Below are 15049 nucleotides of genomic sequence, written 5' to 3' on the forward strand. Positions count from 1 at the left end.
GTATATACTGAATGATTAGGGAGCGAAATAATCATTCGTGATTGTATTCGGTTCCTTAATGAAATTGAGGAGAAATAATGCCGTACCTTGATGATTCCTTGGTAGTTTTTACCGATCTTGATGGTTCATTACTCGACCACGACAGCTACTCTTGGCAACCGGCGCAGGGCTGGCTGGACAAATTAGCGCAGCACGGGGTGCCGGTCATTATCACCACCAGTAAGACTTCGGCTGAAGTCTCCTCCTTGCAGCGTGATTTGCAGCTCAATCACTTACCTTTTATCGCTGAGAACGGCGCTTATATTCATCTCCCGGCCAGTGAGGGTCCACAGCATCAGGTGATTGGTGCGGATTACCAGCGGGTGCGTGAAATTTTAGTTCAACTTCGCCAAAGGTACGATTTTGAGTTTCGCGGCTTTGGCGATGTCAGCCCGCAGCAAGTGGCGGACTGGACCGGGCTTTCTCTCGACGACGCTAGGCTGGCAATGCAGCGCGAAGGCTCGGAGCCTTTGATGTGGTTTGGCAGCCAGCCCGATTTTGCCCATATGGAGAAATTGCTGGCAGAGGAAGGCTTGGCGCTCACTCGCGGCGGGCGTTTCTGGCACGTGATGGGCCGCGAGGCGGGCAAAGGACAGGCGGTCAAATGGCTGATTGAACACTATCGGCAGCAGCGCAACAATCCGCCGGTGAGCTTGGGTCTGGGAGACGGCCCGAATGATATTTCAATGCTAGAAGCCGTGGATTTTGCGGTGGTTATTCGTGGGAAACATGACCAAAAAATGCCGCTCAATAAGGCGGAAAATAATATTTATCGCACCACTTTGTATGGTCCGGAAGGCTGGCGACAAGGGCTGGATCACTTTTTATCCCTTTAATTTTAATAATTTAATCATTTACGGGAGTGTGTTCTATGAGCGATTTCTATCAGGATGGCATCATTACCAATTTCCACAATCTGACCAATCGTAAAACCGAAGAGCTGGAGTATGACCTTCAGGTGTTCTCCGGCCGCCGCTCGATGGGGCTGATCCTGCCCTCGCTGTTTTCCGAGTTGGAAGGCCCGGCGCTGACCAAGATTGTTGATGAGCTGACCAAAGTCCCCTATCTGGATGAGATTGTCATCGGCCTTGACCGCGCCGATCGCGAACAATTTTTGTTTGCCCGCGAGTTCTTCTCGCGCCTGCCGCAGCGCCACCGCATTCTGTGGAATGACGGCCCGCGCCTGAAAGCCTTGGATGAAGAGTTACAGCAGAAAGGGTTGTCGCCGATGGAGCCGGGCAAAGGCCGCAATGTCTGGTTCTGCGTCGGATATACCCTCGCCTCACGCCGCACCTCGGTGGTCGGGCTGCACGATTGTGACATTGTCACTTATAATCGCGATATGCTGGCTCGCCTGATGTATCCGGTGGCCAACCCGAACTTCAACTATGACTTCTGCAAAGGCTATTATGCTCGTGTGGCGGACGGTAAATTTAACGGCCGCGTGGGCCGCCTGCTGGTGTTCCCTCTGCTCAAATCACTGCAAAAGGTCTACGGTAACTCGGATTTCCTCGACTACCTGCGCACCTTCCGCTATCCGCTCTCTGGCGAATTCGCCATGCGCACTCACGTGCTGAATGACCTGCGCATTCCGAGCGACTGGGGGCTGGAGATTGGCGTGCTGTCAGAGATGCACCGCAATACCGCCACCAAACGCATCTGTCAGGTGGATATCGCCGACAACTATGACCACAAACACCAGCCGATGTCAGAGGAAGATGCCAGCAACGGCTTGCAGCGCATGAGTATTGATATCACCAAGGCGCTGTATCGCAAGATGGCGGTGCTGGGGGTAAACATCACCAGCGAGTCTTTCCGTATTCTGAAAGCGACCTACTACCGCAACGCGCTGGATATGATTGACGGCTTTGAAAATGACGCGCGGATGAACGGTTTGTCCTTCGACCGTCACAATGAAGAGTCAGCAGTGGAGCTGTTTTCCAAAGCGATTATGGAAGCCGGACAAGCCTTTGTGGATACGCCGAGTGAGAAACCCTTTATACCGAGCTGGAGCCGCGTGCAGTCGGCCTTCCCGGATATGCTCGACCGGCTGCATGACGCCGTAGAGCTGGATAACGAAGGTGATGTGTAAGCCAAAAAAGTAAGGGCGCCACAGCGGGCGCCCTTTTAAAGCAGGTCAAACGGGACGCTTAGGCGTCCTGTTGTTTTTTACCGGGGAACAGGAAGCTGGCGACAATGCCCAGCGCCAACACGCCCAGTACCACGTACAGGCTGGTCATGGCGCTGATGTTGTAGCCGTGGTGCCACAGGTGGTCGCTAGAGTTAAGCGCCAGTTTCACCGCCACGAAGAACAGCAGCGAAATCACCGATTTCTCCAGATGCACCAGATACTTGCGCAGCGCTTCCAACACAAAATACATCGTACGCAGGCCCAGCACGGCAAACATCATTGCCGAATAAACAATCAGCGGCTCGCGGCTGACGGCAATCACCGCCGGTACGCTGTCAAAGGCGAACATGACGTCTGAGATTTCCACTACCGCGATACACAGCAGCAGCGGCGTGGCGTAACGCACGCCCTGCTTCACTTTGAAGCTAAAATCTTTGTTTTCAGGCTTGGCTAAATCGGCTTCCACTTCTTGGCTGGTGACCAAAAATTTTGGCCCAATCAGCTTCGGATAAACTGGGAAGAAGCGACGCACCAGACGATTGGCGATATGGTCGGAATAGTCGTCAGACTCTTCATCGTCATTGCCCGCGCGCATCATCAGGATTGCCGTCCAGAGAATGACCACCGCGAAGACCATCTCCACCCAAGGCCCGAGTGCCAGCAGGCTGGTGCCAATCACCACGAAAATGCCTCGGAAGACGATAGCGCCAATCACGCCCCAGTAGAGAATGCGGTGGCGATAGCCGTCCGGCACTTTGAACCAGGCAAAAATCGCCATAATCACGAACAGATTATCGACTGACAGTACCTGCTCTAAGGCATAGCCGGTGAGGAACAGGCTGGCGACCTCTTTGCCGTGGTGGTAATAGAGGAAACCGGCAAAAGCGAGGGAAACGGCGATCCAAAAGAGAGTCCACAAGGAAGCGCTTTTCAGGCCGATAGGCTTGTGACTGCGATGAGCCAGAATATCAATAAGCAGCGCCGCGACGGCGACAACAACAAAAACGGCGGTGGTTTCCGGTGGGAATCCCAGAGAGTCTGACTGCATTGCACTTCCTGATAAGTAAACAAAAGCTAAACGATTGTTGCATTGTAAGCGGTTGTGCTGATGTTGGGTATTGAAAGTCGAAAAATGCTATGGGTCATGCGATAATTCGAGACCCGTCTTGGTCTTTGTTGGAGAAACTGTCGGAGAGACAGTCGGAGAAACCTATGTTGATGTTAAAGAGTGAGACTATTGATACCCCGCTCGGCGATCTGGAGATTATCACTGACCCGCAGGGCCAGCTGCGCGCGCTGGAATGGGCTGATTTTCACCATCGACTGCTGCAACTGCTGGTTCGCCATTATGGGCCTGACCAGTCTTCAACCCTCTCCGCCGCGTCACCCGCCAAATCTAACGCTAAACCGGGCTTTTCTTTGCACCAAGAGAGCGTAGAGGAAAATATAAAGCAGCGAATTAGCGATTATTTTGCCGGAGACTTGGCAGCCATCGACGCTCTGCCCGTCGCCACGGCTGGGACTGAATTCCAACGCACCGTGTGGAAGATGCTGCGCACTATTCCTTGCGGGCAGATCATGACTTACGGTCAAATGGCGGCACAGCTCGGTAATCCGGGGGCATCAAGAGCAGTCGGGCTGGCAAATGGTTCCAACCCGATAAGCGTCGTGGTGCCCTGCCATCGGGTGATTGGCAGCAATGGCACGCTCACCGGCTACGCGGGTGGGGTCGAAAGAAAAAAATGGTTATTGGTGCATGAAGGTTATTTATTTGATCAACAAAATTCACTTTTTTAATACATTTAATCTAATTTAGATCTTATTGATTCTCGATTGGCTTATTTTTGGCAGTCGAGATCAAATAATAAGAAAAAAAATCCCTTTAAAAATCGGGTATTTTAATAATTTAGCCCTTTTGGCCTATATTCCCCACTTATCAATTCTGGCAAAAGATGTTAAAATTGACCCATATCAATATTGCCAGAGTGAATCTATTATGATCCCGGAAAAACGTATTATTCGTCGTATCCAATCTGGTGGCTGTGCAATCCACTGCCAAGACTGTAGCATTAGTCAACTCTGTATTCCTTTCACGCTCAACGAGCACGAGTTGGACCAACTCGACAATATCATCGAAAGGAAGAAACCTATTCAGAAAGGCCAGGCACTGTTCAAAGCAGGCGATGAGCTTAAGTCTCTGTACGCCATCCGCTCCGGGACCATTAAGAGCTACACCATTACAGAACAAGGCGATGAGCAGATCACCGGCTTCCACCTTGCAGGTGACTTGGTTGGTTTTGACGCTATCGGCGGTTTAGAGCATCCGAGCTTTGCACAAGCTTTAGAAACCTCCATGGTCTGTGAAATTCCTTTCGAAACCCTCGATGACCTGTCGGGTAAAATGCCTAATTTGCGTCAGCAAATGATGCGTTTAATGAGCGGTGAAATTAAGGGCGACCAGGATATGATCCTGCTGCTCTCGAAGAAAAATGCTGAAGAAAGATTGGCGGCATTTATTTTCAACCTCTCTCGCCGTTTTGCTGAACGTTGTTTTTCTCAGCGCGAATTCCGCCTGACAATGACCCGTGGCGATATTGGTAATTACCTTGGTTTAACGGTTGAGACTATCAGTCGTTTATTAGGCCGTTTCCAGAAATCGGAAATGCTTAGCGTGAAAGGTAAATATATCACCATTGAAAACCATGCGATGCTTTCACAGCTGGCAGGCCACTCAGTGGCGGTTACCGCATAGTTCATAAAATAGTCCACAAATAAGTCATCTCTATGATCGGATCAGCAAAGACAATAATTTGTTGATCCGACTCAATTTCTGCTCTGTCCGATTGCTAAATCTTGGTTTACTCTGTACTTAATACACTGAGCTATAACGCTGTTCAATCACAGGTGTTAAGGAGTTTCCTCATGGCTAAGTATCAGAACCTTCTGGTCGCGATTGACCCCAATCAGGACGACCAACCCGCGCTGCGACGTGCGGTTTATTTGGTCCAACGAAACGGCGGGCGCATTAAAGCCTTCCTGTCGATTTATGACTTCTCCTATGAAATGACCACCATGCTCTCCCCTGACGAGCGTTTAGCCATGCGTCAAAGCGTGATTAACGAACGTGCCGCGTGGATTGCAGAACAGGCCCACTACTACGTTGAGGCCGGCATTCCGATTGAAATCAAAGTGGTGTGGCACAACAAGCCTTTCGAAGCCATTATTCAGGAAGTGATTGCCGGTGAGCACGACCTGCTGCTCAAGATGGCGCATCAGCACGACCGCCTTGAGTCCGTAATTTTCACCCCGACCGACTGGAATCTGCTGCGCAAATGTCCGTGTCCGGTGTGGATGGTGAAAGACCAGCCTTGGCCAGAAAGTGGCAAAGCGCTGGTGGCGGTAAACCTGTCCAGCGAAGAGCCTTATCACGACCCACTCAACATCAAGCTGGTAAAAGAAACCATCGAACTGGCGGACCATGTGAACCACACCGAGGTGCATCTGGTAGGCGCTTATCCGGTGACGCCAATCAATATCGCCATCGAGCTGCCTGATTTTGACCCGAGCGTTTACAACGACGCTATTCGCGGTCAGCACCTGATTGCGATGAAAGCCCTGCGGCAGAAATTCCAACTGGATGAGAAATTCACCCACGTGGAAAAAGGCCTGCCGGAGGAAGTGATCCCCGACCTCGCCGAGCATCTGCAAGCCGGGGTGGTGGTTATCGGTACCATCGGCCGCACTGGCCTGTCCGCCGCCTTCTTGGGGAATACCACTGAACAGGTGATCGACCATCTGAAATGCGATTTGCTGGCGATTAAGCCGGATGACTTTGAGTGCCCTATTACTTCAGAAGACGTTGAAGAGCACGACGACGAATAACAGCTTTTATTCACCGGGAAACGCCAAACAAAAAGCCAGTTCATCACGAACTGGCTTTTTTGCTTTTACCACTGGTAAACCATTAAAGTGCGCGAAGAATATTCTCCACGCTCTCTTTGGCATCGCCGAACAGCATTTGGGTGTTGTCTTTGAAGAACAGCGGGTTCTGAACGCCAGCGTAGCCGGTATTCATTGAACGTTTGAAGACGATAACGTTCTGCGCTTTCCACACTTCCAGCACCGGCATACCGGCAATTGGGCTGCGCGGATCTTCCTGAGCCGCCGGGTTCACTGTGTCATTGGCACCAATGACCAGCACCACGTCGGTGTCGCTGAAGTCGTCGTTGATTTCGTCCATTTCCAGCACGATGTCATACGGCACTTTAGCCTCAGCCAGCAACACGTTCATATGGCCCGGCAGACGCCCTGCCACCGGATGGATGCCAAAGCGAACTTTGATGCCCATGGCGCGCAATTTAGCGGTGATATCCTGAACCGGATACTGCGCCTGCGCCACCGCCATGCCATAGCCCGGCGTGATGATCACCGAGCTGGCGCTTTTCAGCATTTCCGCCACGTCTTCGGCACTGGCTTCGCGGTACTCGCCCATCTCTTCGGCATCGCCAGTAGAGGAGCCATCGGTACCAAAACCACCGGCGATCACGCTAATGAAAGAGCGGTTCATGGCTTTACACATGATAAACGACAGAATGGCACCGGAAGAACCGACCAAGGCACCCGTGACAATCAACAGGTCATTGCTCAACATGAAGCCCGCCGCTGCTGCCGCCCAACCGGAATAAGAGTTGAGCATCGAGACCACCACTGGCATGTCCGCGCCGCCAATGGAGGAGACTAAATGCCAGCCGAACGCCAAGGCAATCAGCGTCATGATCAGCAGTGAGAACACCTGCAAACCGACGCTGTCGGTGCGCACGAAAGTGATCATCAGCAGGAAGGAAATCACCAACGCCGCCAGATTGAGCTTATGACGATGTGGCAAGGCCAATGGCTTCGAGGAGATGATCCCGCGCAATTTGCCGAACGCAACGATGGAGCCGGTAAAGGTCACTGCTCCGATGAAGATGCCCAAGAACACTTCGGTGAGATGAATGTTTTCCATTACCGAGTCCATGGCAACCGCGCCGTGGTCAAGGTAGCTGTTGAAGCCAACCAGCACCGCTGCCAGACCCACGAAGCTGTGAAGAATGGCAACCAACTCTGGCATTTCGGTCATTTCGACTTTTCGTGCCAGATAGATACCAATGGCTCCGCCAATCACCATCGCGACGATTATCCAGCCAACGTTGCCGGAGTCAGGCCCGAGAATGGTGGCAATCAGCGCGATAGCCATCCCGGTAATGCCGTAGATATTGCCCTGTTTTGACGTTTCGTGTTTTGACAATCCAGCCAAGCTGAATATAAACAGAATAGCGGCAACGATATAGGCTGCTGTAACTAATCCCCCAGACATATGCTACCCCTTAATTCTTACGAAACATCTTCAGCATGCGCTGAGTGACGGTGAATCCACCGAAAATATTGATACTGGCAATCAGAACCGCAACAAATGACAGGAAGCTAACCCAGCCTCCGTGACCAATTTGCAGCAGCGCGCCAACGACAATAATCCCTGAAATGGCATTGGTGACTGACATCAGTGGCGTGTGCAGCGCATGGCTGACGTTCCACACCACGTAGTAACCCACTACGCAGGCAAGAGCGAACACGGTGAAGTGCGACAAGAACTCTTTGGGCGCCACGTTGGCCAGCCAGCCAAACAGAATGATTGCCACGGCCATAATGATGTATTTGGTGTAAGGCGACGCGGGTTTGGCTTCGACTTTCTCCTGCGGCGCGGCCTGTTTGGCGGCCTGAGGCTGGGCGGAGACCTGAATCGGCGGTGCGGGCCAGGTCACTTCTCCGGCTTTCACCACGGTCACGCCGCGCACCACGGTATCTTCGAAATCAATCTCGATTTCACCGTTTTTCTCTTTGCACAGCAGTTTCAGCAGATTGACCAGATTGGTGCCATACAGCTGGGAGGATTGAGTCGGTAAGCGGCTCGGTAAGTCGGTGTAACCAATGATTTTGACGCCGTTTGGCGTGACGGTGATGGTGTCGGCGACGGTCAGCTCACAGTTACCGCCGGTTTGCGCCGCGAGGTCGACAATCACGCTGCCCGGTTTCATCGACGCCACCATGTCGGCGGTGATCAGCTTAGGAGCCGGACGGCCGGGGATCAGCGCGGTAGTGACGATGATATCCACTTCCGCCGCCTGCGCCGCGAACAGGGCCATTTCAGCTTTGATAAAGGCGTCGGACATCACTTTGGCATAGCCATCGCCGCTGCCCGCCTCTTCTTCGAAGTCCAGCTCAAGGAACTCCGCGCCCATGCTCTGCACTTGCTCTTTCACTTCTGGGCGAGTGTCGAAAGCGCGGACAATCGCGCCAAGGCTGCCCGCCGCGCCAATCGCCGCAAGGCCTGCGACGCCTGCGCCGATAATCATCACTTTGGCGGGTGGCACTTTACCCGCGGCGGTGATCTGCCCGGTGAAGAAGCGGCCGAACTCGTGGGCGGCTTCAACAATCGCGCGATAACCGGCGATATTCGCCATGGAACTGAGGGCATCCATGGATTGCGCGCGGGAAATGCGCGGTACGGAGTCCATCGCCAGCGCGGTGACATTACGCTCGGCCAGTTTCTGGATTAACTCGGCGTTTTGCGCAGGCCAAATAAAGCTGACCAGCGTGGTACCTGATTGCAGTTGGTCAATTTCATCGCCTTCCGGCGCATTTACCTTCAAGACAATATCGCTGTGCCAGACGTCAGCTGAACTGACAATTTGTGCCCCGGCCTGTATGTAGGCCGCGTCGTCAAAGCTTGCCAGTTTCCCGGCGTCTTGCTCAATGGCCACCGTAAAGCCGAGCTTCAGCAGCTGTTCCACCGTTTTCGGCGTTGCTGCGACTCGAGCCTCATTGGTCAACCGTTCTCTTGGTACACCAATACGCATAGTTATTCCCTTCACCCTTTTTATTGATGATTAACAAGCCGACTTAACGCGGTTATTACTGAACCTGTCGAATTGTTACCGTACCGAAGTTGATTTTTTCGACTGTTTATAACCTACTGAATTTGTGATTGATAATCTACGTATCGCAGTAATAGTCAGAGAATGAATGATTAATTCATGATGATGAGCAAGAAATTTGCCGCAAAGCGCTAAAAAACGGGCAACCCATTAACCTTTTGGCACCAGAACTGCCAACCTCTTCTGATAGGAAAGCCATTGAGCTCCGCGGGCAATCAGCCTTAAGGTTAGCAAAAGATGAATAATTAACATTTATTTCACCTCTTGGAATATACCTAAAACTTATATAAGTTATGGGCTGAAAAAAAAGTGATGCAGGTAGCGGTTAGCAACATCATTAATGACATAAATTACTGAGACACTCGGTATTGTTACATGCAATAATCGGCCGCTAACCTGTTACACATCAAGAATTCAGCACGTTTCAACATTACTGCGCAAGGTGAAAGGATTTTTTATGAAGCTGACCAAAACGATCATCGCATCGGCTCTCTGTTTATCTTTAACGGCTATTTCCGCCTTGTCAGCAGCACAGGCAGCCCAGGAAATTGCTCCAGAAAAAGCAGCCGCCATCAAACCCTTTGATCGCATTATAGTTTCCGGTCGTTTCAACACGTTGGGTGACGCGGCAGATGCCGTTTCTCGCCGTGCTGATGCACTGGGTGCAGATTATTTTTATATTCAAGACACAAACAGCTCAGGTAACAGCGGTAACTGGCGCGTCGTCGCGGACATCTATAAAAAAGATGCGGCTGAAGTCAGTAAGAAAACCACTTACCGCGAAATCAATGGCGTAAAAGAATTACCGAAAGAAGAGGCTTACCTGCTTGAGCCTTATGACACCGTCACCGTCAGCGGCTTCTTCCGTAGCCAGCCAGACGTGAATGATGCCATCACCAAAGCGGCGAAAGAGAAAGGGGCTTACTCCTTCTTCATCGTGCGTCAGGTTGATGCCAACAGCGGCGGCAACCAGTACATTACGGCTTTCATCTATAAGAAAGATGCTGCAAAACGCGTGGTACAGGATCCAGATGCAATTCCTGCTGATTCTGAAGCAGGTAAAGCCGCTCTGGCCGCCGGTGGTGCAGCAGCCAAGAAAGTTGAAATTCCAGGCGTGGCTTCTTCTAGTAGCCCAAGCCGTTCCGTGGGTCGCTTCTTCGAAACTCAATCTTCTACCGGTCAGCGTTACACAGTGACTGCGACTAACGGCGCGAAGATCCAAGAAGTGAACGACGTGACTGCGGCACAGATGGCTCCGTTTGATTCCATCACTTTCACCGGCCACTTCAACAGCATCACCGACGTCTCTCAGGAAGTGGGTAACCGTGCGGCTGCTAAAGGCGCGAAGTACTACCACATTACTCGCCAGTGGCAGAACAAGAGCGGTGGTAACCTGACGGTTAGCGCTGACCTGTTCAAGTAATTAGCGGTTTAGAAATAACAAAAGGCAGCCTGCGGGCTGCCTTTTTGCTAATGCGGTTTTACTAAAACTCTTTATCGTTTTACTGCTGGAACCAAGTTTAAAACTTTATACAACTAGTGCGCAGGTTGTTGGATTTCCACGCGCAACTGGTCATTGCTTTGTAATAGCTGCAAGCGGTGTTTGCATTCTTTTTTAATGGTATTCAACTGCTCATCGTTAAGCGCATAGGGCAAATTAATATCAACGCTATAAAGCCCCTGCTGTTCCGCCAATTCAATTAAACGCACAATATTGGTTTCATCACTGACCTGTGTTGATACCACTTGCAGCGCTAAACTTCTCAGGCGTTCTTGCTTAGATTTTTCTTGCGAGGTGCGTGATCGAAGTACCATGCCAAAGAACGGCAGCACTCCATAAATCGCGTCGATAAAGCTCCACTGCTTTTTGCATGATGCAGAAAGGTATTCCATGTAATCAAAGGAAGCTTTTTCACTGCGCACATCGGGTAGCAGGCGATTATCGCTCATCCCCTATTCCTCTCCTGGCCAGTGTTAGCACGGTTAAACGCACGAAGAATGAATCAGACAATATAATGCAGCGTAATATATTTCGTTAAGTATATTCGCCTCTATAATGGCATATTTCACGAAGAGTGCGCTAGTCAGTTAAGTGGGCAAAACGCAATACTGTGTCGCATAATGTGAATGTTAAAATATTGTCAGTTTTTCTACGTTTATCTCTATAAATGGGCCGCAAACTCTGAAAAACTGTCACTTCCTATTACGCATGTCTTGTAGCCATAGCCTGTGTCTGCGGCTATGCTGACCATCGGATAATAATTAACAGCAATCCAATGAATAAAATCGTTTTTGTAGAAGATGATCCAGAAGTCGGTAACCTGATTGCGGCCTATTTAGGCAAACATGACATTGAAGTGCTGGTCGAACCCCGTGGTGATACCGCGCAGGACCGCATCGCGCGTGAAAAGCCTGATTTAGTGCTGCTAGACATCATGCTGCCCGGCAAAGACGGCATGACTCTGTGCCGCGACCTGCGCCCTACCTATAGCGGCCCTATCGTGCTGCTGACCTCGCTCGACAGCGACATGAACCACATTCTGTCGCTGGAAATGGGCGCTAACGATTACATCCTCAAAACCACGCCTCCCGCCGTGTTACTGGCGCGCCTGCGACTGCATCTGCGTCAGCATGCGCCGCAGTCCGCTGGCGAAGAGAAACCGGCCAGCAAGCCGTTGCAAAGTGGCAATGCGCTGCACTTCGGCCAGCTCTGTATCGACCCGGTGAACCGCGAAGTGACGCTGGTCGATGAAGTAATTGTTCTCTCCACCTCTGACTTTGATTTGCTGTGGGAGCTGGCCACTCACGCCGGTCGGATCATGGACCGCGAGGCACTGCTGCTGAACCTGCGCGGCGTCAGCTATGACGGCTTAGATCGCAGCATCGACGTGGCGATTTCGCGCCTGCGCCGCAAACTGTACGACAACGCCCTCGAGCCATTCCGCATTAAAACTATTCGTAACAAAGGTTACCTTTTCGCCCCTAATGCCTGGGAGACAGGACAGGAATGAGAAAGCTTTTCATCCAGTTTTTCCTGCTGTTGCTGGTCTGTTTTCTGGTGATGACTATGCTGGTCGGTCTGGTTTATAAGGTCACCGCCGAGCGAACCGGCCGCCAGTCTCTCAACGACTTGATGAAAAGCTCGCTGTACTTAATGCGCAGCGAACTGCGTGAAATCCCGATTAAGGATTGGAACAAGACCATCAACACGCTGGATCTCAACCTCTCCTTTAAGCTGCATATTGAGCCTTTGGGGAAACGCGTACTCAGCCCTGAGCTAGATAAACGCCTGAAAGACGGAGAGATTATCGCGCTCGATGACGAATACACCTTCATTCAACGCGTGCCGCGCAGCCACTACGTCTTGGTGGTCGGCCCAATTCCTTATCTGTTCTACATGCACGAGATGCGCATTCTGGATCTGGTGGTGATGATGCTGATCGGCCTGTCACTCGCCCTGCCGGTTTTCTTGTGGATGAGCCCGCACTGGAAGGACTTGCTCAAGCTTGAGAAGTCGGCGCAAAGGCTGGGTAACGGCTATTTGGATGAGCGAACCAATTTCGACTCCACCTCCAGTTTGAATCGTTTGGGCATCGCGTTTAACCAGATGGCCGACAACATCAACACGCTGATCGCCAGTAAAAAGCAGCTGATTGACGGCATAGCGCACGAATTGCGTACCCCGCTGGTGCGCCTGCGCTATCGTTTAGCAATCAGTGAAAATCTGCCAGAGGCCGAGCAGCAGGCCATTAACCGCGATATTGGCCAGCTCGAATCTTTAATCGATGAGTTGCTGACCTACGCGCGTCTGGACCGACCGCAGGTTGCGCTTAATCTTGAGAAAGTAAATCTGGCAGACTGGCTGGCAGATAAGGTTGACGATTTCCGCCTGATCAACGCCGAGCGCGGCATCACCCTGTCGGCGCCTGAAGGCATTGATTTCGGCGGAGTGGATTTACGCTTAATGGAGCGCGTGCTGGATAACTTGGTGAACAACGCCCTGCGCTACGCCCATGACAAAATCCATATCAGTCTGTGGCTGGATGGCGAAAATGCCAGTTTGCAGGTGGAAGATGACGGACCGGGCATTCCCGAGGAAGAGCGCGTTCGCGTTTTCGAGCCGTTTGTTCGTCTTGACCCGAGCCGCGACCGTGCAACCGGCGGCTGTGGCTTAGGTTTGGCTATTGTTCACTCGATTGCCGTGGCGTACCAGGGCCGCGTCAGCGTGGAATCCAGCCCATCATTCGGCGGGGCCTGCATGCGTTTCAGCTGGCCTGCCAAAACGGTTTTTAATCTCAATACAGAACCACGCTAAAAATAATTTCGAAGGAAGTAAATAATGACAACAGCTTATTCACAACTGCGCAGTACCTTCGCCCGCCTGTCGCGCTTTAACCACCTCTCCGCCATCGCTGGCTGGGACATGGCCGCGATGATGCCTCCGGCTGGCAGCAAAGCCCGTTCAGAAGCACTGGCCGAGCTTAGCGTTTTATCTCACCAAATTTTGACTGCCAAACAAGTCGGTGAATGGCTGGATCAGGCCGAAAGCGAAGACCTGAACGATCTGGAGCGTGCCGATCTGCGCGAGATGCGCCGTAAGTATCAGCAATCCGCCGTGCTTCCTGAGAGTCTGGTTCAGGAAAAATCCTTGGCTGGTGCGCGCTGTGAACACGCGTGGCGTATTCAGCGTAAAAGCAACGACTGGGACAGCTTCGCGGAAAACCTGCGTGAAGTCGTGCGTCTGAGCCGTGAGGAAGCCAAACTGCGCTCTGAAGCCACGGGCGTTGGTCTGTATGACTCCCTGCTCGACATGTACGAACCGGGCATGACCTCGGCCAAGCTCGACGAGCTGTTTGGTGACCTGAAAACCTGGCTGCCAAATCTACTGAAAACCGTGGTTGAGAAGCAGAAATCTGAAACACGCGTCGCGCCGGTGGGTCCGTTCGACATCGAGAAACAGCGCCAGCTGGGCCTGCAAGTCATGGGGCGTCTGGGCTTCAACTTCGACGCGGGGCGTTTGGATGTCAGCGCTCACCCGTTCTGCGGCGGCGTGCCGGAAGATGTGCGTATCACTACGCGCTACAACGAACACGAATTCCTCAGCGCCATGATGGGCGTTATCCACGAAACTGGCCATGCTCGCTATGAGCAGAACCTGCCGAAAGAGTGGCTGGGCCAGCCGGTCTCCAACGCCCGCTCAATGGGTGTGCATGAGTCGCAAAGTCTGCTGTTTGAAATGCAATTGGGTTGCAGCGAGCCGTTCCTGAAATCTATCTATCCGCTGGTTATCGAGCAGTTCGGCCAGCGCGAAGGTTTAGACGAGAGCAACTTCATCAAGCTTAACCAGCGCGTTGAAGCCGGTCTTATCCGCGTTGATGCCGACGAAGTCAGCTACCCGGCGCACGTGATCCTGCGTTATGAAATCGAAAAAGCGCTGATTGAAGGTGAGATTGAAGTCGAAGATATCCCTGCTCTGTGGAACCGCAAAATGAAGGAATATCTGGGCATCGACACCGTGGGCAACTACCGCGACGGCTGTATGCAAGATATCCACTGGACCGACGGCGGTTTCGGCTACTTCCCGACTTACACTCTGGGCGCCATGTACGCCGCACAGCTGTTCCAGTGCGCTAATCACGCGATCCCAACTCTACAAGATGATATCGCCCGTGGTGACTTGACCGCCCTGTTCCAGTGGTTGCAGCAGAACATCTGGCAGCACGGCAGCCGTTTCACCACTGACCAGCTGATTAAGAATGCCACCGGCGAGACGCTGAACCCGGCATACTTCCGTAAGCATCTGGAAAGCCGTTACTTGTAAGTTTGCCCCAATTGCTCTAGCTCCTTCTCCTCTCAGAGGAGAAGGCTGGGATGAGGAGTGGTTTGAACCGCGCCCCATTCGGCA

General features: G+C 52.1%; 13 protein-coding genes. 9 read left to right on the top strand and 4 right to left on the bottom strand.

Annotated features, from left to right (window positions below; translation table 11 throughout):
• The first annotated feature begins 77 nt into the window (after positions 1–77).
• Both GEAM_RS08485 and GEAM_RS08490 read left to right on the top strand, forming a co-directional pair.
• Positions 78–875 carry a mannosyl-3-phosphoglycerate phosphatase-related protein gene (locus GEAM_RS08485; protein ID WP_034790513.1) on the top strand — a complete coding sequence of 266 codons (798 nt, stop codon included), beginning with the start codon at positions 78–80 and terminating at the stop codon, positions 873–875.
• Positions 876–910: 35 nt separating this feature from the next.
• A complete protein-coding gene (locus GEAM_RS08490) occupies positions 911–2131 on the top strand; it encodes a glycosyltransferase family protein (RefSeq protein WP_034790515.1) in 1221 nt (406 codons plus the stop codon).
• A gap of 58 nt (positions 2132–2189) precedes the next feature.
• On the opposite strand, the gene GEAM_RS08495 is transcribed toward GEAM_RS08490, so the two are convergent.
• The gene (locus GEAM_RS08495) at positions 2190–3218 is read right to left on the bottom strand and encodes a TerC/Alx family metal homeostasis membrane protein (RefSeq protein WP_034790517.1); all 1029 of its coding nucleotides are present in this window, start codon (positions 3216–3218) and stop codon (positions 2190–2192) included.
• A 170-nt stretch (positions 3219–3388) separates the two neighbouring features.
• Between GEAM_RS08495 and ogt the strand changes: the two genes are divergently transcribed.
• The 3 genes from ogt (at position 3389) to uspE (ending at position 6052) form a co-directional block, all read left to right on the top strand.
• Entirely contained in the window at positions 3389–3967 is a 579-nt protein-coding gene (gene ogt, locus GEAM_RS08500; RefSeq protein WP_419471227.1) for a methylated-DNA--[protein]-cysteine S-methyltransferase, read from the top strand.
• 199 nt (positions 3968–4166) lie between these two features.
• On the top strand, positions 4167–4922 hold the full coding sequence (gene fnr, locus GEAM_RS08505; RefSeq protein WP_034790522.1) for a fumarate/nitrate reduction transcriptional regulator Fnr: 756 nt from the start codon (positions 4167–4169) through the stop codon (positions 4920–4922).
• A gap of 170 nt (positions 4923–5092) precedes the next feature.
• Positions 5093–6052: a universal stress protein UspE gene (gene uspE / locus GEAM_RS08510; RefSeq protein WP_034790525.1), complete on the top strand. Its 960-nt coding sequence runs from the start codon at positions 5093–5095 to the stop codon at positions 6050–6052.
• Positions 6053–6134: 82 nt separating this feature from the next.
• Here uspE and pntB read toward each other — a convergent pair whose 3' ends face one another.
• Both pntB and pntA read right to left on the bottom strand, forming a co-directional pair.
• Complete coding sequence (pntB, locus tag GEAM_RS08515) at positions 6135–7526, bottom strand: Re/Si-specific NAD(P)(+) transhydrogenase subunit beta (RefSeq protein WP_034790528.1); 1392 nt, start codon at positions 7524–7526, stop codon at positions 6135–6137.
• 10 nt (positions 7527–7536) lie between these two features.
• Entirely contained in the window at positions 7537–9066 is a 1530-nt protein-coding gene (gene pntA, locus GEAM_RS08520) for a Re/Si-specific NAD(P)(+) transhydrogenase subunit alpha (protein WP_034790530.1), read from the bottom strand.
• Between the two features lie 535 nt (positions 9067–9601).
• Between pntA and ydgH the strand changes: the two genes are divergently transcribed.
• Positions 9602–10567 carry a DUF1471 family protein YdgH gene (gene ydgH, locus GEAM_RS08525; RefSeq protein WP_034790531.1) on the top strand — a complete coding sequence of 322 codons (966 nt, stop codon included), beginning with the start codon at positions 9602–9604 and terminating at the stop codon, positions 10565–10567.
• A 113-nt stretch (positions 10568–10680) separates the two neighbouring features.
• Here ydgH and GEAM_RS08530 read toward each other — a convergent pair whose 3' ends face one another.
• Positions 10681–11094 (bottom strand): hypothetical protein, encoded by a 414-nt coding sequence (locus GEAM_RS08530; protein WP_034790532.1) that lies wholly within the window; start codon positions 11092–11094, stop codon positions 10681–10683.
• 326 nt (positions 11095–11420) lie between these two features.
• Here GEAM_RS08530 and rstA point away from each other — a divergent pair, with 326 nt between their 5' ends.
• Genes rstA through GEAM_RS08545 form a run of 3 tightly spaced genes read left to right on the top strand, consistent with a single transcriptional unit; the run spans position 11421 to position 14965 of the window.
• Positions 11421–12155: a two-component system response regulator RstA gene (rstA, locus tag GEAM_RS08535; RefSeq protein WP_034790533.1), complete on the top strand. Its 735-nt coding sequence runs from the start codon at positions 11421–11423 to the stop codon at positions 12153–12155.
• The gene (gene rstB, locus GEAM_RS08540; protein WP_034790536.1) at positions 12152–13459 is read left to right on the top strand and encodes a two-component system sensor histidine kinase RstB; all 1308 of its coding nucleotides are present in this window, start codon (positions 12152–12154) and stop codon (positions 13457–13459) included. Before rstA ends, rstB begins: the two co-directional genes overlap by 4 nt.
• A 24-nt stretch (positions 13460–13483) precedes the next feature.
• Entirely contained in the window at positions 13484–14965 is a 1482-nt protein-coding gene (locus tag GEAM_RS08545; protein ID WP_034790539.1) for a carboxypeptidase M32, read from the top strand.
• The last annotated feature ends 84 nt before the right edge of the window (positions 14966–15049 follow it).

Source organism: Ewingella americana ATCC 33852 (genome assembly GCF_000735345.1).
Taxonomy (GTDB): domain Bacteria; phylum Pseudomonadota; class Gammaproteobacteria; order Enterobacterales; family Enterobacteriaceae; genus Ewingella; species Ewingella americana.